Source organism: Terriglobus roseus, from assembly GCF_900105625.1.
GTDB classification, from domain to species: Bacteria; Acidobacteriota; Terriglobia; order Terriglobales; family Acidobacteriaceae; genus Terriglobus; species Terriglobus roseus_B.
The window spans coordinates 1,843,944-1,862,676 of sequence record NZ_FNSD01000001.1 but is presented as its reverse complement, the minus strand read 5'-3'; the positions used below and the strand labels follow the sequence as shown (position 1 = coordinate 1,862,676).

The 18,733-nt window shown below is 60.9% G+C and carries 11 protein-coding genes; 5 read left to right on the top strand and 6 right to left on the bottom strand.

The window, feature by feature from the left end; genetic code table 11:
• Positions 1-20: 20 nt before the first annotated feature.
• Both BLW03_RS07570 and BLW03_RS07565 read right to left on the bottom strand, forming a co-directional pair.
• Positions 21-3,185, bottom strand: coding sequence for a multidrug efflux RND transporter permease subunit (locus BLW03_RS07570; protein WP_074653111.1), 3,165 nt, complete (start codon positions 3,183-3,185; stop codon positions 21-23).
• Between the two features lie 332 nt (positions 3,186-3,517).
• Positions 3,518-5,308, bottom strand: coding sequence for an efflux RND transporter periplasmic adaptor subunit (locus BLW03_RS07565; RefSeq protein ID WP_074653110.1), 1,791 nt, complete (start codon positions 5,306-5,308; stop codon positions 3,518-3,520).
• Between the two features lie 241 nt (positions 5,309-5,549).
• Between BLW03_RS07565 and BLW03_RS07560 the strand changes: the two genes are divergently transcribed.
• The 3 genes from BLW03_RS07560 to pheT all read left to right on the top strand — a co-directional run bounded on the left by BLW03_RS07560 (position 5,550) and on the right by pheT (position 10,464).
• A complete protein-coding gene (locus BLW03_RS07560) occupies positions 5,550-7,079 on the top strand; it encodes a UbiA family prenyltransferase (protein ID WP_074653108.1) in 1,530 nt (509 codons plus the stop codon).
• 82 nt (positions 7,080-7,161) lie between these two features.
• Positions 7,162-8,274, top strand: a complete 1,113-nt coding sequence (gene pheS, locus BLW03_RS07555) for a phenylalanine--tRNA ligase subunit alpha (RefSeq protein WP_074653106.1) — start codon at positions 7,162-7,164, stop codon at positions 8,272-8,274.
• A gap of 24 nt (positions 8,275-8,298) precedes the next feature.
• Positions 8,299-10,464, top strand: coding sequence for a phenylalanine--tRNA ligase subunit beta (gene pheT / locus BLW03_RS07550; RefSeq protein WP_074653105.1), 2,166 nt, complete (start codon positions 8,299-8,301; stop codon positions 10,462-10,464).
• Between the two features lie 46 nt (positions 10,465-10,510).
• On the opposite strand, the gene BLW03_RS07545 is transcribed toward pheT, so the two are convergent.
• On the bottom strand, positions 10,511-11,437 hold the full coding sequence (locus BLW03_RS07545) for a DUF72 domain-containing protein (protein WP_074653103.1): 927 nt from the start codon (positions 11,435-11,437) through the stop codon (positions 10,511-10,513).
• Positions 11,438-11,514: 77 nt separating this feature from the next.
• On the opposite strand from BLW03_RS07545, the gene fdhF reads away from it, so the two are divergent.
• Positions 11,515-14,733, top strand: a complete 3,219-nt coding sequence (gene fdhF / locus BLW03_RS07540) for a formate dehydrogenase subunit alpha (protein WP_074653101.1) — start codon at positions 11,515-11,517, stop codon at positions 14,731-14,733.
• Between the two features lie 19 nt (positions 14,734-14,752).
• Positions 14,753-15,199: a helical membrane plugin domain-containing protein gene (locus BLW03_RS07535; protein WP_074653100.1), complete on the top strand. Its 447-nt coding sequence runs from the start codon at positions 14,753-14,755 to the stop codon at positions 15,197-15,199.
• A 183-nt stretch (positions 15,200-15,382) separates the two neighbouring features.
• Here BLW03_RS07535 and BLW03_RS07530 read toward each other — a convergent pair whose 3' ends face one another.
• From BLW03_RS07530 to BLW03_RS07520, 3 genes are read right to left on the bottom strand one after another with little or no spacing between them, the layout of a single operon-like run.
• Positions 15,383-16,417, bottom strand: a complete 1,035-nt coding sequence (locus BLW03_RS07530) for a VWA domain-containing protein (RefSeq protein WP_074653098.1) — start codon at positions 16,415-16,417, stop codon at positions 15,383-15,385.
• A gap of 12 nt (positions 16,418-16,429) precedes the next feature.
• Positions 16,430-17,881, bottom strand: coding sequence for a pseudouridine synthase (locus tag BLW03_RS07525; protein WP_074653097.1), 1,452 nt, complete (start codon positions 17,879-17,881; stop codon positions 16,430-16,432).
• Positions 17,871-18,629, bottom strand: a complete 759-nt coding sequence (locus BLW03_RS07520) for a prolipoprotein diacylglyceryl transferase (protein WP_212733157.1) — start codon at positions 18,627-18,629, stop codon at positions 17,871-17,873. Before BLW03_RS07520 ends, BLW03_RS07525 begins: the two co-directional genes overlap by 11 nt.
• Between the last annotated feature and the right edge of the window lie 104 nt (positions 18,630-18,733).

Genomic DNA, 18,733 nt, shown 5'->3' with positions numbered 1-18,733 from the left:
GAATGTTGGACGTAGCTGCGTTAGTCGCCGTGTGCGTACTGCGGCTCGGCTTCGTGCAGGTGCTTCTGCATCTCTGCATCTGCCTTGTCAGTGCCAAGGTACTTGCGACCGATGCGGTCGAAGAATAGGTAGACGACGGGCGTGGTGAACAGCGTCAGTACCTGCGACACGATCAGGCCGCCGATGATGGTGATGCCCAGCGGCCTGCGAAGCTCGCTGCCCGTGCCCGATCCGAAGGCCAGCGGCACGCCGCCCAGCAGCGCCGCCATGGTGGTCATCATGATGGGACGGAAGCGCAGCAGGCAGGCCTCGTAGATAGACTCCTCCGGCGACTTGCCATGCTCGCGCTCAGCCTCAAGCGCAAAGTCGATCATCATGATGGCGTTTTTCTTCACGATACCTATGAGAAGAATGATGCCAATGAGCGCGATGACCGAGAGGTTGGTGCCAGTGACCTGCAGCGCGAGGATGGCACCAACGCCCGCCGATGGCAGAGTGGAGAGAATCGTGATGGGGTGGATGTAGCTCTCATAGAGCACACCCAGAACGATGTACACGGTCACCAATGCGGCCAGGATCAGGATGGGCTCGTTGGAGAGCGATGCTTCGAAGGATGCCGCTGTGCCCTGGAAGTTGGCGTTCACGGAGAGAGGCATATTCAGCTCTTTCTCCGCCTTGCGCACCTGGTCTACAGCGTCGCCGATACTGTAGCCCGGCGCCAGGTTGAACGACAGGTTTACAGCAGGGAACTGGCCTTCATGCGAGATGGCCAGCGTCGCCGGCGTCTGCACCAGATGTGTAAAGGCAGACAGCGGAACCTGGGTGCCGGTGGAGCTCTTCACGTAAATGTCATTGAGCGCGGTCACGCTCTTCTGCCACTGCGGGGCTACCTCGAGAATCACGTGGTACTGATTCTGCTGCGTGAACATGGTGGACACCTGGCGTTGCGCGAAGGCGTCGTCCAGCGTGTCGTCAATGTTCTGCGGCGTGATGCCGAGGCGTGATGCGGTGTCCCGGTCGATGACCAGCTGCGCTTCCAGGCCCTGCGTCGTCTGGTCTGTCGCGATATCCGCGAGCGCAGGCAGCGTCTTGAACTTCTGCAGGATGCGGTCAGACCATTCGACGAGTTCCTGGCTGTTCGCGTCTTCCACCGAATACTGATACTGCGTACGGGCGACGCGGTTTTCCACGGTAAGGTCCTGCAGCGGCTGCATGTAGGCCTTGATGCCGTCGATCTTGTCCAGCTTCGGTTGCAGGCGGCGGATGATCTCCACGGCGCTGGACTTGCGATCTTCGCGATCCTTGAGGTTGATCTGGATGCGGCCGGAGTTCAGGGTGTTGTTGGTTGCGTCGATACCGATGAAGGACGAGAGTGAGTCCACGTCAGGATCCTGCAGCATCGCATGCGCCAGTGCCTGCTGGCGCTGACTCATGGAGGAGAAGCTGATGTCCTGTGCGGCATCGGTAATCGCCAGGATCACACCCGTGTCCTGCACCGGGAAGAAGCCCTTCGGCACAACCATGTACATGAACAGTGTCAGCGCAAAGGTGGCGAGAGTGACCAGCAGCGTGAGGGTCTGGTGACGCAGCACCCAGCGGACGCCAGTGGCATAACGGTCGATGACCCAGTTGAAGTAACCCTCGGTGACCTTGTAGAACTTGCCCTTTGCGCTCTCGGGCGTGTGCTTCAGCAGCTTCGCCGCCATCATGGGCGTAAGCGTCAGCGAGACTACGGCGGAGACGAGGATCGTGACGGACAGCGTCACAGCGAATTCGCGGAAGAGGCGGCCGACGATATCGCCCATGAAGAGCAGCGGAATCAGCACGGCGATCAGCGAGACCGTCAACGAGACGATGGTGAAGCCGATCTGCTCCGAACCCATCAGCGCCGCGTCCAGCGGCGAGTGGCCTTCCTCAATGTAGCGGTCGATATTCTCGACCATCACGATAGCGTCATCGACCACGAAGCCGGTGGAGATGGTCAGCGCCATGAGTGACAGGTTGTCCAGCGAGTAGCCCAGCATGTACATCACGCCGAAGGTACCCACGATGGACAACGGAACGGCGACTGCGGGAATGATCGTCGCGCGCCAGGAGCGCAGGAACAGGAAGATGACGCCGATGACGAGGACGATCGTCAGCATCAGTTCAAACTGCACGTCGGAAACGCTGGCGCGGATGGTGCCGGTACGGTCGGTAAGAGTCTCCAGCTTGACGGATCCAGGCAGGGTTGCCTGTAGCTTCGGCAGCAAGGCTTCGATGCGGTCAACCACGCCGATGATGTTGGCGCCGGGCTGGCGCTGCACGTTGATGATGACGGCGGGCTTGGTGTAAGTCTCGCCATTTTCGTCGCGGCGGCCCATCCAGGCAGCCTGGAAGCTGTTTTCCGCGCCATCGACCGCAGTGGCGACATCGCTCATGCGCACGGGCGATCCGTTGCGGTAGGCGACGATCACACTGTTGTAGTCGGCAGCGGAGAGCAACTGGTCATTCGCACCCACGGTGAAGGCCTGCTTCGGTCCGTTCAGGTTGCCCTTGGCCTGGTCGACGTTCGCCGCAGCCAGCACGGTGCGCAGGTCTTCAAGGGACATGCCATAGCCGGCAAGCGCGGTCGGATTGGCCTGGATACGGACGCCGGGCTTCTGTCCGCCGGCGATCGACACAAGGCCCACGCCGGAGAGCTGCGAAATCTTGTTCGCCAGAATGGTGTCGGCGAGATCCTCAACTTTGGTCAGCGGCAGCGTGTCCGAGGTCAGGGCCAGCGTCAGGATCGGCGAATCAGCCGGATTGACCTTGTTGTAGATTGGCGGGTTTGGCAGATCCTTTGGCAGCAGCGCCTGTGCCGCATTAATGGCTGCCTGTACATCCTGCTGTGCCACGTCAATCGACTCGCTCAGGTTGAACTGCAGCGTGATGATCGACCCGCCACCGGAGGAGACGGAGGTCATCTGCGTCAGGCCGGGGATCTGGCCAAACTGCCGTTCCAGCGAACCGGTGACGGCCGAGGTCATCACGGCCGGCGACGCGCCCGGGTAGTACGTCTGAACCTGGATGGTTGGGTAGTCGACCTGTGGCAGCGCTGAGACTGGCAGCTGCGTGTAGGCGACGCCGCCAGCCAGCAGGATGGCGATCATCAGCAGGGCAGTGGCGACCGGACGGAGGATAAATGGCCGGGACGGGCTCATACGCGGAGGCTCCGGAGAGAGGGTAAAGCGGGCCGGCCGTGCGTCCGAAGAACCGTTTGTTCGGACACATGGCAGGTCTGCGAATCGGTTCTGCCGGCAGCTCAGATCGTACTGGCGTGTCGGCTTGAGAATCGCCGCAACGGCGTCTCAAAAACTTGCAGTCTTCCGGCATCCGGCATCGAGCCGCTGCCGTTCCATCGCGAGGTCATCTTTGAAGGTTCAGGCTTCGCTTTGGACCATCTCGCTCGCGAAGAGCCAGATCGTCCAGATCGCGTAACGCGTGTGGAACAGACGTAACCGGATGCGCTTCAAAGCGCCTCCGGTCACGCCCACTATTGTGCTGGCGCAGCGCCGGCCGGGCGACGGCGGTGTTCGCCGGTGCCCGGAGTTCCTGCGCCTGTGCCATGTTCGCTGCGGTTGTCGTTGGGGCCGTGACTCGTCGTCAGGCCAGTGCTGTCTGTGGGGGCAGAGCCGTTGCCGCGATGCCGTGTTCCACCAGCCGCACCGGTATCGACGTTCGAGCCCTGGCCGTTGGAGAAGTCGCCTGCGCCCGACCCAGTGCTGGTCGGAGCAGCAGCCTGCCCGCGTGCAGCCCGCGCCGCCACCATGTCGGCAGAAGGACGAGGCACCACGCGCGATCCGCTCTGCAACTTCTCCGTGCCGTCCGTCACCACCTGGTCGCCAGCCTTCAGGCCGCTCTTGATAATGACGTCCGTGCCCTGCGTGCTGTCCATGACGACGGGAACCACGCGGACGGGATAGTTTGTCTGCGGGCCGCTGCCGGCACCACCGGCACCGCCGCCGCCGCGACGTCCACCGCCAGCAGGTCCGCCGCCAGGACCACCACCGACAGCGCCGCCTCCGGTCGAATCCGCACCGGTATTCCCACTGCCCGCGCCACCCGCCGGAGCTGCTCCGCCTGCCGTGTTCTGTGCGGCACCGGCGGTACCGGAAGTACGTCCGGCTGGTGCCGCCCCGCTGGCCGTCTGGGGCTGGGTCCGGTCGATCACGTAAACGAAGCTGCCCCCATTGCCGGTCTGGATAGCCGCTGCCGGGATCACCAGCGAGTTCGGCCGGTTCTCAAGCACCAGGTGAATGTTCACGAACTGGTTCGGGAACAGGGAGTTATCCGCGTTATCGAATACAGCCTTAACCTTCGCCGTACCAGTGGTGGTGTCGATCTGGTTGTCGATGGTCAACAGTGTCCCGGTTGCAAGCTTTGTCGAGTTGGAGCGGTCCCAGGCTTCGGCCACCAGCTTGTGACCGCCGCGCATGTGCTCAAACACTGCCGGTAGCTGATCTTCCGGCAGGGTGAAGATCACGGAGATGGGCTGAAGCTGCGTGATAACCACCAGGCCAGTCGATCCGGAGGCCGTCACAATGTTGCCCACATCGACCTGGCGAAGACCAACAACGCCGTTGATCGGAGAAGTGATGCGCGTGTAGTTGAGGTTGACCTGTGCTGACTGGATGGCAGCGCGGTCCGCAGCCAGCGTTCCTACAGCTTGTCCGGCCGTGCTCTCCTGGGTCTGGGTCGACTCCTTGCTGACGACACCGGCAGCGTAGAGCTGCTGGTAGCGCTGAGCCTGAGCCTGTGCCAGCGCCGCATTCGCCTGGTCGCGGACCAGGTTGCCCTGTGCGGTTGCGAGTGTGGCCTGGTAGGGCCGGGGATCAATCTCAAGCAGCAACTGGCCCTGCTTGACCCTCTGACCCTCGGTGAAGTTCACGCGCATGATCTGGCCGTCGACGCGGCTCTTCAGGGTCACGGTGTTATATGCCGTCACGGTGCCCAGCGCGGTCAGCTGGATGGGAATGGTGCGCAACTGCGCTACATCAAAGGCCACTGGGATGATCGCGCCGGCACCGCCGCCACGCCGTCCACCGCCAGCACCACCACCGGCGGCTGCCGCTGGCTTATGCATCAGCCGGTATGTGATGAAGCCGATCACTGTGCCCGCGATCAGGATCAGGATGACGATCCGTAGCCAGGAGCGCTTTTTGGGGGCGTCAGGGTGTTGCGAGGCGTCGTTCGGCAGACCTGTCGACGAGGGCGAGGCGTGCTCCGGCAAAGCCGGGTGCTCGGGCGAGGAAGTGGCAGAGTGCTCGCTTGAAAGTGGCAACATGATCTGCGGCGGACCGTCCTGACTTTGTTTCTTATGTATTAATTGTTCGTTTGGCGACGCCGGACAAAGCATTGTCCGGGCAATCCATAGACTATAGGAATGACGGTGGACCCCCGCCAATGGTTTCGAGGTATTTCAAGAACGAGTGACCGCGATTCAAGCGCCGCTTAGCGCCTCTCTATAATGAAATTCGCCCGCCACTGAACAATCAGGCCAGATGCCCCGAAGGACACCGTTGAGCATGGACGATTACCGAACTCCCGTGGCTGACACGCTGTCCGCGACTGCCAACGGAACCGGCGATGTGCCTTTGTGCGTTGATCTGGACGGTACCCTTGTCAAAAGCGACACGCTTGTGGACGCGGTGTTGCTCCTTGCTCGGCAGCAGCCAGCATCGCCGCTGCACTGGGCGCGTTGGGTGAGCAAAGGCAAAGCAAGCTTCAAGCGCGAGATCACCGGCCGTGTCCAGATCGATGTGGAACACCTGCCGTACAACCGCCCACTGGTCGAATATCTGCAGGAGCAGCATGCGCGCGGTCGCCGTATTTATCTGGCTACCGCCGCCGACAAGGGTTTTGCCGATCAGGTCGCAGCGCACTTTGGAGATTTATTCACCGACGTCCTGGCGTCCGACGGAACACTAAACCTGGCCGGCGCGAATAAGCTTGCAGCCTTTCAGCAGCGATTTCCGGAGGGCTTCACCTACATTGGCAATGCGATCCCCGACCGCACGCTCCTGCAGGCCAGCGTGCAGCCCATGGCGGCTAATCCCCATGGCTCCCTGAGTCGGGCACTCCGACGCGATAAGACCGTGCTGCATCGCGAGTTCACTGACCGCCGCCCGATGGTCAAGGTCTTTCTCAAGGCCATCCGACTGCATCAGTGGGCAAAGAACATTCTGGTCTTCCTGCCGGCCATTCTGGCGCACGACCTTTCAGCCCGCAGTGTCCTTTGTTCCACGCTTGCCTTTCTGTCGATCTCGTTCTGCGCCAGCGCGACATACATCATCAATGATCTGCTGGACATTGAGGCCGACCGGCGCCATCCGCGCAAACGTCTTCGACCGTTCGCATCGGGAGATCTTTCCCCCTTCGCCGGCATTGGCATTATCTTCGGCTTCTTCGCGATCTCTGTTGTGCTGGCCCTGTTGCTGCCTTACATCTACCGGGCTTTCCCTGGCGGCGCAGCCCATCTGAGCCTGATGAAGGGGCCCAGTGGCTTTGTGGCCTGGCTGGGCATTTACACCATCACCACGCTCTCCTATTCGTTCGCGCTGAAACGCATGATGCTGATCGACGTGATCGTGCTCAGTGGTCTCTATACGGTCCGCCTGCTCGCAGGAGCCGGCGCCACGGGCGTCCCGATGTCCGAATGGCTGGCTGCATTTTCGATCTTCTTCTTTCTATCGTTGGCCTTCGTCAAGCGTTTCAGTGAGTTGGAATTGATGATTGCCAATAATCGCGACAAGGCTTCCGGACGCGGTTACCGGACGGCGGATATCGAGCAACTCCGCTCCTTTGGTACCAGTAGCGCCTTTGCCGCGGTTGTCGTCCTGTCGATGTACATCTCCAACCTGACGGGTGCGCACCTTTACAGCCATATGGGCCGGTTGTGGCTGCTGATGCCTGTACTGATCCTGTGGATCAGCCGCGTGTGGCTGCTGGCCAGCCGTGGCGAGCTGCACGAAGATCCCGTCGTCTACGCCATTACCGATAGGACAAGCTGGCTGCTGGGCGCCATCTCCGCGGCGATTGTCTGGGCTTCGCTGTAAGCACACAGCAGTCATTTATCCTGAAAGAACGCGCATCACTCTGAGTGACTCAGGCCCTGCGGCCGCGCCGAGCATTGCCACTATGACGGAAACCATCACACCTTTGACCGCGTTCGACGATGCCTCACTTGACCAGGCATTCCGCGCGCTGACTGACCAGGTCCGCTCTGCCACGTCGCAATTGACCACAGCCGAGGCGCAGGAGAACTTTCGCCTCGATTGGCTGGGCCGTAAACAGGGCCGCCTGAAGCTGCTGAGCGAGACATGGCTGAAGACCGCGCCGCCCGAAGCGAAGAAGTCGCTGGGCATGCGCTTCAACACGCTTAAGAACGAGATCGAAGCCGCACTTGCGAACGAACCTGCATCGGCCAAGTCCAGCGGTGGCCCATCGCTTGATCTCTCCCTGCCGGGCATCCGCCGCAGCGTTGGCGTGGAGCACCCGTTGACGCGCACCATGCGCGAGATGACGGCGGTCTTCGCTGCGCTTGGATACTCGGTCGGCATCGGACCTGAGGTCGAGTCGGATTTCTACAATTTCGAGGCATTGAACTTTCCGCCGAATCATCCAGCCCGCGACACGCAGGACACGCTGGTAGTCGCCGGGCAGGAGTCGAAGCCGCTGCGCGAGCGGCTGTTGATGCGTACGCACACATCTCCTGTGCAGATCCGCAGCATGGTGGCAAACCTGCCACCGCTGCGCATTGTCATTCCGGGCAAGGTGCATCGCAACGACGAGAGCGACGCCACGCATTCGCCCATCTTCCACCAGGTCGAGGGCCTCTGCGTCGACACGAACATTACCTTCAGCGACCTGAAGGGCACGCTCGATTACGCCATGAAGGCCTTCTTCGGATCGAGTGTGAAGACGCGCTTCTTTCCGTCCTTCTTTCCTTTCACGGAGCCCAGCGCAGACGTTCAAATATCCTGCCCCTTCTGCGGTCAGAAGGGCTGCCGCAAGTGCAAGTTCTCGGGATGGATCGAGCTGCTGGGCTGCGGCATGGTGGACCCTGCTGTCTTCGCCGCAGTTGACGCGCGACGTATCGAGAACGGCCTGGAGCCCGCGTACGACACGAAGAAGATCAGTGGCTTCGCCTTCGGCATGGGCGTCGAACGCATCGCCATGATGAAGTACGGCGTCGGTGACATCGGTCAGTTCTACTCGGGCGACTTACGGTTTCTGTCTCAGTTTGTATAAGCGCGAAGCGCGCTCAGGATTGCAATGAATATCTTGTCGAATTGGCTGCGCGAATATCTTCCCGCGCTCGAAGTAAACGACCGGCAGTTAGCCGAAGATCTCACGCTGCGCGGCATTGCCGTCGAAGGCGTGCATGAGCTTGCAGATGGCGGCCATCTTTTCGAGATGGACATCACGACCAACCGTGTCGATGCGATGAACCATTACGGCATCGCTCGCGAGGCTGCGACTATTTACGGCGTCCCTTTGCTGACGCTGGAAGACCGTCGTGTGGTCCACACCGAAATGGGCGACGCAGTCGGCGCCAAGCTGCCGTCGCTGGCATGCGATATCCCGGCACCAGCCGGTGACTTTGCTGGCGGCTACCCGGTCCGCATTGAAGCGGAAGACCTTTGCGGCCGCTTTACTGCGCAGGTGATTCGAGGTGTAACGGTCAAGGCAAGCGAGGGCATCCTTGCCACACGCTTTGAGCAGCTTGGACAGAAAACCATCTCCAACGCAGTCGATATCACGAACTACACGTGGCTTGCCATGGGGCAGCCCACACATGTGTTCGACCTCGACAAACTTGAGGGAAGCATCGTCGTTCGTCGCGCGCATGCCGGGGAGCGCATCAAGCTGCTGGACGGAAGCGAGAAGACACTCACGAAGGACGACCTGGTCGTCGCTGATGAGCAGAAGGCGCTCGGCCTCGCTGGCGTCATGGGCGGATGGGATTCGCGTGTGACGGAAGAAACGAAGAACATCCTCGTCGAAGCCGCGTGGTTCGATCCCGCGGCCATTCGAGCAAGCTCGCGTCGGCATGGTCTGCATACGGACGCTTCGCATCGCTACGAGCGCGGTGCTGATCTTGGCGCGTGCGCACTCGCAAACCGGCTGGTCACTCGCGGTGTCATTGCGGCATGTGGTGGAGAAGCCGTCGGCACGATGACAGAGGTCGTCGTCGAAGCTCAGGAGCTACGCACAACCAGGCGTCCGCATGTGCTGCTGAGCGTGGACGAAGTGCAGCGCCTGCTGGGCACTACGCTTGAGGCCGGCCCGTCTGGTCATCTTGTTCCACCTGAGGTCATCGAGCAGTATTTGCAGGCGCTTGGCTGCCATCTTCGCCCTGCGGAAGACGCGGGTTCATTCGAGGTCACGTTGCCGTCGTGGCGCCTCGATCTGGAACGTGAAATTGATCTGATCGAAGAGATCGCGCGCGTCTACGGCTATAACCGTTTCGCAGACACGCTGCCCAGCTTTAGCGGCGGCGTTGCTGCGTTGCCACATGCTGCAAAGGAAGACCGGGTTCGAGAGATTCTCCGTGCACTCGGCTGGACCGAGGCCATCAGCAGCACCTTCTGCAGCGATGCCGATGCCGTAACCTTCGCTGCGCCCGGCACCAGCGGTGTGCCTATGGGAAACCCGCTGAATGCAGAGGCCGGTATGCTGCGGCCATCGCTGCTGCCCGGCACCGTCGGCATGCTGCAGTTGAATGGCACACGCGATGTTCGTTCGGGACGCATCTTCGAGTACGGCACCGTCTTCACCGGCACGATCGCCCAAGTCGTCGAACATCCATCGCTCGCGCTGGGCGCCTTCGGCGATGCCATCGCGACCCGGACGATCGACGCAGCGGACGCGCTCTTCTTTGAAGTGAAAGGCGCTGTCGAAGAGTTGCTGTCACGCTTCGTGATGCCGTCCCCGGTCTTCTCCAGCGAAGGTGTTCCCGCGTGGATTGAAGCAGGCCGCGGCGCCAGTCTTGCCGTTGGAGGCGTGACGGTCGGATGGTTGGGAGAGCTGAGCACTGCTGAGTGTGAGCGCCGCAAATTGAAAGAAGCGGCCGTTGTGGCAGAGCTCAATATCCCGGCACTCTTCGAATACGTATTGCGCCAGCCCTCCGCGCAAGAACCATCGCGATACCAGGCTGTCGAGCGTGACTTCTCGTTTCTCTTCGCAGACAGCGTTCAGTGGAAAGATGTCGAAACCGCAATCAGCACTCTTGGCATTGCAGAGATGATTTCGCTGGCACCCATTGAAATTTTTCGCGACCCGAAGGGCAAGGCCGTTGCACGCGGGGAGTACTCGCTGCTGCTGCGTACCGTCTTCCAATCGCCGGAGCGAACACTGCGCGAGGAAGAGATCACCGCATGGCAGGATGCAATCGTTGCGTCTCTGCTAAAGCTGGGTGGGAAGCACCGCGCTGCTTAGTTCGACAGACAAGTGTAAGAACGGCTAGCTCCGTCTTAGGACGGAGCTACTTCTTTGCAGTGTGCAGCTTCTCCACGCGGCGTTGCAGGGCCTGCGCGTCGTACGGTGCATGCACCTTCGCATCATTGTCGAAGTAAACAAAGACATCCCGCTTCTGCCGCTTGCGCGCCGGTGTCGGGCTCGCGTGATGTCCATGCAGCCTGCTGGAGGCGGTCTCGTCTTCGGCTTCTTCGCCGTGCGCCCACCGAACGACGCGCTTCGCCCAGGTATCGAGTGCTGCGTCGCCGTAGCCGCTGGCATAGAGCTCTTCGGAGCCGTGCAGACGGCAGTAGACGAAGTCCGATGTCACATCGAAGAGCAGCGGCCACTCCACGGTATCTGCGACGACCAGCCCGATATTGTGCTTGCGCAGCAGCGCAATGAACTCCGGGCATACAAAGCTGTCGTGCCGGATCTCGATGCAGTGACGAACCGGCTGCTTCACCAGCGCCTCGGTGAAGGCGCGGCCTTTCAGGCGGGGACCGTGTTCGTGCGCCAGTGCTGCCACATCGGTCGTAGTCCGAGGCAGCAGGTCGAAGAACGTACTCAGCCGCTCGGCGTCGAACGCAAAGCGAGGCGCGAATTGCCACAGGATCGGACCCATCTTCGGTCCAAGCGCAAGGACGCCCTGCGCGAAGAAGTTTGCCAGCGCACCCTCAGCTCCGCGCAGCTTTAGCATGTGCGTGATGAAACGCGACCCCTTGAGGGCGAACGTGAATCCGTCAGGCGTCGCGTCCCGCCACTGCTCGAAGCTGGACGGCCGTAGCAGCGAGTAGTGTGTCCCATTGATTTCAATGGAGTTGAAGATGCGCGATGCGTGCTGCAGCTCCAGCCGCCGTGGCAGTCCGGGCGGGTAAAACGATCCACGCCAGCCTTGGTAGCGCCAGCCCGAGATGCCGATATGCGTACTGCCAGTCGCAAGGTGAGGTGACATATCGGCGATATCATAAACGCGACGTGGCGTGGGGCGGCAAACGTCCTGCTGCGCCACGCATGCATCCTAAGGTGTCTATGCCGCAGATTGTCACTGAGCTCCCGAAGCGCCTGCTGAACACGCCGCTTGCCGTGCCGCACACCTTCAACCTGTCGATTGATGGTCGCGAAGTGTCCGCGGGCGAAGGCGAGTTGCTGATTGAGGTGCTGAATCGCGCTGCAGCGCAGGCGAATGCATCCATCGCCGATGCCGGCTTCCATCTTGAGGACAAGAAGCTGACGCCGTCGGAACGCGCCGCTTCAGCCCAAAATCCCGAGTTTGCGCTGTCCCCCGCGTCCTCGAAGATGGAGTATCCCGGCACAGCAGAGGACGCTTCACGCTCGGAGCATATGGGGAACTACCGCAGCGTGCCGCAGCTCTGTTACCTGCCGCAGATGGGACCCATCCAGACCTGCGATACCTGCATGGTCGAAGTGGACGGGGAGCTCGTACGTGCCTGCGCGACGGTCGTTCGTCCCGGCATGAAGGTGTTCGCTGAAAGCGCGCGCGCCGACCGCGCACAGCGCGAGGCGATGGATCGCGTCCTGCAGAATCACGATCTCTACTGCACCATCTGCGACAACAACAACGGCAACTGCACCATCCACAACGCCGTGGGCGAGATGCGTGTGGTGCACCAGGAACGGCCGTTCCTGCATAAGCCGTATGAGCAGGATCACTCCAACCCGTTCTATCGCTACGATCCCGACCAGTGCATTCTCTGCGGCCGTTGTGTTGAGGCTTGCCAGGATGTGCAGGTGAACGAAACTCTCTCCATCGACTGGACAAGCAAGCACCCGCGCGTGCTTTGGGATGGCGGCGAGCAGGTTGCCGGATCAAGCTGCGTCAGTTGCGGCCACTGCGTTACCGTTTGCCCATGTAACGCGCTCATGGAAAAGAGCATGCTGCAGCGCGCCGGCACACTGACCAACCTGCCCGCCGGCACACTCGACAGCATGATCGAAGTCGTCAAGGGCGTTGAGCCGGAGACGGGCTATCCACCGATCCTGGCGCTCAGCGATATCGAAAGCACGATGCGTGAGGCTCGTGTGAAGCGCACCAAGACGGTGTGCACCTTCTGCGGCGTCGGCTGCTCGTTCGATGTGTGGACGCGCGATCGCCATGTTCTTAAGATCGAACCGATGCACGGCCCTGCAAACGGCATCTCCACCTGCGTCAAGGGCAAGTTCGGTTATGAGTACACGAACTCTCTCGCCAGGCTCCGCACGCCACTGATCCGCGTGAACGATGGACAGCACTCTACCTACCGCGAAGCAACGTGGGACGAGGCACTGACACTCATCGCAAGCAAGTTCTCTGAGATCAAGCAGAACTTCGGACCAGATGCGCTAGCCTTCATCGCTTCCTCGAAGTGCACCAACGAAGAGAGCTACCTGATGCAGAAGCTGGCGCGTGCCGTCATTGGCACGAATAACGTCGACAACTGCAGCCGCTACTGCCAGACGCCCGCAACCATGGGGTTAAGCCGCACGGTGAAGACGGGCGGTGACTCCGGTTCCATTGCAGACATTGAGAAGGCAGGGTTGGTCCTGATCATCGGTTCCAACACGAGCGAGAGTCACCCGGTTCTGGCAACACGCGTGAAGCGTTCGCACAAGCTACGCGGTCAGCGCCTTATCGTTAGCGATATCCGCAAACATGAGATGGCAGAGCGCGCAGATCTCTTCCTCCGTCCGCGACCCGGTACCGATCTTGTCTGGGTTTCAGCAGTGACGAAATACATCATCGATCAGGGGTGGCACGCAGAGGAGTTCATCACCAGCCGTGTGAACCAGTTTGAGGAGTACTACAAGAGCCTGGAACCCTTCACGCTGGAGCATGCGGAAGAGATCACCGGCATCAGCGTTGAGACGCTGAAGCAGGTAGCGGAGGAAGTGGTGAAGGCCGATGGTGTTTGCATTCTGTGGGCCATGGGCGTCACGCAGCACTGCGGCGGATCGGATACCTCCACATCGCTTGCCAACCTGCTGCTTGCCACCGGAAACTTCGGCCGGCCCGGCGCCGGAGCCTACCCACTGCGCGGCCATAACAACGTGCAGGGAGCCAGTGACTTCGGATCGCTGCCCAACTACTTCCCCGGATATCAAGGTGTGGATGATGCCGAGGTTCGCAATAAGTTCGAGGCCGCCTGGTCGGTCACTCTGCCCGTAAAGAAGGGCAAGGACAACCACGAAATGATGGACGCCATCATGGCGGGTGAACTGCACTCGCTCTACATCAAGGGCGAGGACACCATCACCAGCGACGGCAACGCCAACTTCGTTGCGCAGGCGCTTTGCAGGATACCGTTCCTTGTGGTGCAGGATATCTTCTTCTCTGAGACTGCGCGGTATGCCGATGTTGTACTGCCGGCGTCTCCTTCGCTCGAAAAGGATGGCACGTTCACCAGCACGGAGCGCCGCATCCAGCGCCTTTATAAGGCGCTGGATCCTCTCGGCGATTCGAAGCCTGACTGGGAGATCATTCAGCTCATCGCCAATCGCCTGGGAGCGCACTGGGAGTACAAACATCCGAGTGAAATCATGGCTGAAGTCGCAGAACTTACGCCGTCGTTTGCCGGAGTGAGTTATGAACGGCTTGAAGGTTATAAGAGCCTGCAGTGGCCCGTCGCCAAGGACGGCACCGATTCGCCCGTACTCTTCCTGAAAGAGTTTCCCTTCGCGGATGGCAAGGCGAAATTCTTCCCGCTGGAATACGTTCCACCAAGTGAAGACGCAGGTGTGGACTTCGATCTGCATCTGAATAACGGTCGTGTGCTCGAACACTTCGAGCAGGGGGCCATGACCAGTAAGGTGACCGGCATCAATCGCATGACACCGTCCAACTGGGTTGAGGTGTCGCCGGAACTGGCCGCAGAGCGCGGCATCGAGAGTGGGACCAAGGTGGAAGTCGAAAGCCGCTGGGGCATCATCCGTGCTCGCGTCCTTGTAACGGATCGCGTGCAGGGCCATGAGCTGTATATGCCCATGAACAATGTGGTCGACCCCGTGAACAAGCTCACCGGCGCGCATGTGGACCGCGCGACACACACGCCGGCGTATAAGGAAACGGCGGTCCGTATGCGCATCCTGGAGCCAAAGGGACGGTCGCCGTTAATGGCTGAAAACTTCCGGAACGGAAAGCGGACACCACAGCACGGCGTCGAAGTCGAACGGAAGTGGGAGCAGGCTGGCTATCGCAAGCCGGGCACCGCCGCGAGCGACACATTAGTGCAGATCAATACGACGACCGTCTAGAGACAGGGAGCAAGCAGTTATGGCAAATCCAATTGCATTTACGCCGCTACCGTACGATCCGAAGGACGGATTGATGCGGCGGCTGGAGGCTGCACCTCGCGCGCATGCTGAGGCTTTGCTGGTCGCGTATGACCTTCTGCAGGAAGCTCACGACCAGGGCATCCTGGATGCCCTGCACGGCATGGTGCACGCAAAAGATGCCATCGTCGGTCACATCGCAGAAGGAGCACGCGTTCAGGAGAGCGTGGATGCACTGCGCAACATGATTGCAGCAGCCAAGATCCTCGGCTCCATCGAACCCGAGACCATGAGCTGCATCGCAGCCGCTATGAATTCGTCAGGCAAGAAGAAGACGGATCCGCCACTCAGTCTGTGGGGCATCTTCAAAAGAGCTACTTCAATTGAAGGACGCCGGGGACTTACAGTGGCAGTTGAGTTACTCGCTGCACTTGGGACACGGCGATAAACTCTGTAACCCCTCGCCACCGTTGAGGCATATCGGCAAACGCCTGGGGAAGCAGAAAGGCGTGAGCCGGAGAGATTACGAAGAGCGAAAAAATGGCTTTAGCTGCCGAGATTCTCATCTCTGTTGCTAAAGCCATTTCTATGTCTTGCTGTTCCATCTCAGCGGCTGAAGCCGTGACAGTCCTTACTGAGGAGCCCTGGGCGAGAAGTAACCTTTACGCGCACGGACGTGATAACGCTGATCCAGTGCGGTGAGATAGATGGTGCGGAATGAGCCATCCTGCTTCAACCCGGCTGGGCGATAGCGTAGCGAGTACTGGGAACGAAGTTCTTCCTGAATGGCCTGAAAGCCTCGCGCCACATCCTCGATCTTGGTCGGGAAGAAGGCGCGTCCGCCGGTCGCGTCACTCAATCGCGAAAGAACTTCGTCGCCCTTATCCTTGCTGGGGCTGACGTTTGTCGAGATGGTGTAGACGATCGTCTCGGCGCGCTGGCATTCTTTGATCGCATCCTGCTCGTAGACGCGCGAATAATTGTCCTCGCCGTCGGAGACGATGATGATTGCCTTGCGGATGGTCTCATTCGACTTCACCGTCAGCATCTGGTCACGGCAGGTCGTGTAGACCGCGTCGAAGAAGGCCGTGCCGCCACCGGGCCGCAGCTTCTCAATGGCGGAGCTCAGCTTGTCGATGCTGTTGGTATAGTCCTGCGCAAGGTCCTGGCGCACATCAAAGCCGAGCACGAAGGCCGCATCCTGTTTGGGCCGCAGCACCTGCAGCAGGAACTCTGTCGCAGCCTGCTGCTCAAACTGAAAGCGCGAGCGGATCGAGTTCGACGTATCCAGCAGAATGCCGATGCGCAGGGGAAGGTTCGCCTGCTGCGTAAAGCTGATGATGCGGTCGGGCTTGCGGCCATCGTCCAGCAAGCCGAAATCCGACTGCTTCAGACCTGTGACGAAGCGCCCCTTACCGTCGGTGACGGTGAAGACAAGCGGAACTTCCGGCACGAAGGCCCGGATCGTTAGCGCGGCGGAATCGCTGCCAGCCTGTGGCGCAGCGACCTCGGGCGTCGTTTGCGCAGCCGGTGCTGCGGCAGGCGCAGTCGACTGCGGGTTTGCGGGCGCCGCTGTCGGAGCGCCAGCCTGCTGGGCAAAACCAATCGAAGCAGCCAGGGAACAGGCGGCAAGGGCGCGGACCACGGGATTGCGAAGAACAGCCATATCGGGCGTAGTTTACCAATCCTCGCGCAAGTCTGGCTGCGGCGCTCGCGCGGGTATTTCCAGCGCACGCAGGCTGTCGAGCAACTCCGTCAGCTCTGCCGGCAAAGGAGCCGACAAATCCAACGGCTTTGCCGTGATGGGATGTTGCAGCCGCAGATGCGCAGCATGCAGAAAGTTACGGCGAAGCGATGGGCCTTCTTTGCCCTCGGCAGGTACAGCCGCAGGAGCAATCCCCGGGATCTTTGCAGGCGCACCGTACAGCGTGTCGCCAACGACAGGATGACCCAGTGACTGCATGTGCACGCGGATCTGGTGTGTCCGGCCGGTCTCGATCTTCAGGTCCAATAGTGTGAAGTCGCCCGCGGTGGTGTGCAGCCGTTCCAGCACGGTGTAATGGGTGCGCGCGGGACGCGGATCGTTGGCACGCCGGCGCATGCTTGGCTCTGGCTCATCCGGATGGCGAAGGCTGGGTGCACCATGACTGGCGGTCGTCATGTAGATATTGGCGACGCGTGTCGTCATGCGGGTACGACGAACACGATCACGTGCGATGGGCAAATCAATCAGGCCGCGATCGCTCTTCACATGCCGGTGGACGAGCGCGATGTAGCGCTTCTCAAGCGTCCGTTCGCTGAACATCTCGGCGAGCGCGCGATGCGCCTGGTCGCTCTTGGCCACCATGATCAGGCCGCTGGTCTGCTTGTCCAGGCGATGCACGATGCCGGGGCGCAACGGGCCGCCCACATCGCTGAGCTGATTTTTGAAGTGGAAGAGCAGCGCGTTGACCAGCGTGCCGTTGTTGCGGGCATCATCTGTCAGGCCGCTGCCCGCATGCACCATCATGCCCGCAGGCTTGTCGATGACAGCCATGTGGCGATCTTCAAAGATGATCGAGAGCGGAATATCCTCGGGGGTGGCGCGCAGCGGTGTGGGCGTAGGCTCGCCTTCGACAACCACGCTCTCGCCGCCAATCATCTTTTGCTTTGACTTCACGACGATGTCGTTGATGCGCACCTGGCCGTGGTCGATCAGCAACTGTGCGCGGGCGCGCGAGATGCCGGGCAGCACCTTGGTCAGATACTGATCCACGCGGTAGCCGCGAGCTTCGCGTTCGGCGATCCAGCTCTTGCGAGCGCCCAGCGGCAGTGCCGCAGGATCGGGAACGATCAGGTCGTCGTCCTCGTCCATCTCCGAGGGCGGCAACAAGGGCGCGGCTTCCGCATTGCCGATCTGACGACGACCACTCTTTTGAAATCCACCCTTGCCCGCGCGCTTTGGGCGATCGGGCACAGCGGTGTTGGGAATGACGGGCGTTGGAATGTCGACGACTTCGCCGTAGAGGGCCGCTTCGGCGAGCGCAAGTTCCTGCCGCTCAGCATCGGTGACGACGTCGCGTGCGGCGCGGTAGTCCGCCTTAACCGACTGGCGGCGCTTGCCCTTGGGCAGCATGTTTTTACTGGGCATAGTGTGCCCCCTGCTCGAGGCGCTTGCCTCGCGTGAAGAAGAAGCACAGGCCAGCCGCTGCAAGCAGCGTCAGCAGCAACTGGTCGATGCGAAGAAAGCCACCGACGAAGGCGTCCGGCAGCACGTAGGTGGGGCGAAACTCATCGATAAAGAAGCGAATCAGCGCGGCCATCGTGAGGGAGAGTCCAAAGGTCTCACCGGTCTGCGACTCGCGGTGCAGCCAGGCGAACGCAACAGCGGCCGCCATCAGCGACAGCACGGCAGAGTAAAGCGCGACGGGATGATAGCCGTCATCGGCGCGGATGAGATGGCCCATGGGCGACGTCGTTGCGGCACCTAGGTCATCGCCGGAGAAGAGCGTGCCCAGGTGCAGGGCGCCCTGCAGCAGCAGGATTGCGGGAGCTACCGCGTCAGCCGTCCGAAGCCAGGGTAGCCGCTTGAAGAGCATGTAGACCACGCCACACAGCAGCGCCAGCAGCAGGCCAAACCTGGTCACCGTGGGCAGCGTGAGAATGTACAGCGGATAGTGCAGAAACGCCTTCCAGACCTGCACCACGATCACGACGCGCGAAAGGAGCAGCGTGCCGCCGGCGGTGAACAGGCACAGGTTCCACACGGCATCTTCACTGATGCGCATGACGCGAGCCCCACGCGCCGCCAGCAAAATGGCGAGCACCAGCCCGAGCGCCGCGACTGCGCCAAATGTGGGGATAGTGATCGGTCCGAATCGTGCGAGGTGCGGGTACATCTTTAGTAAGGATACTTGTGAGACGTTGATTGTGCGGTTCATGCGTCAGATGTGCGTTTCACGGTCCAGTTGTGCGGGATGACACGGTGCTTGCCGGTTGTACC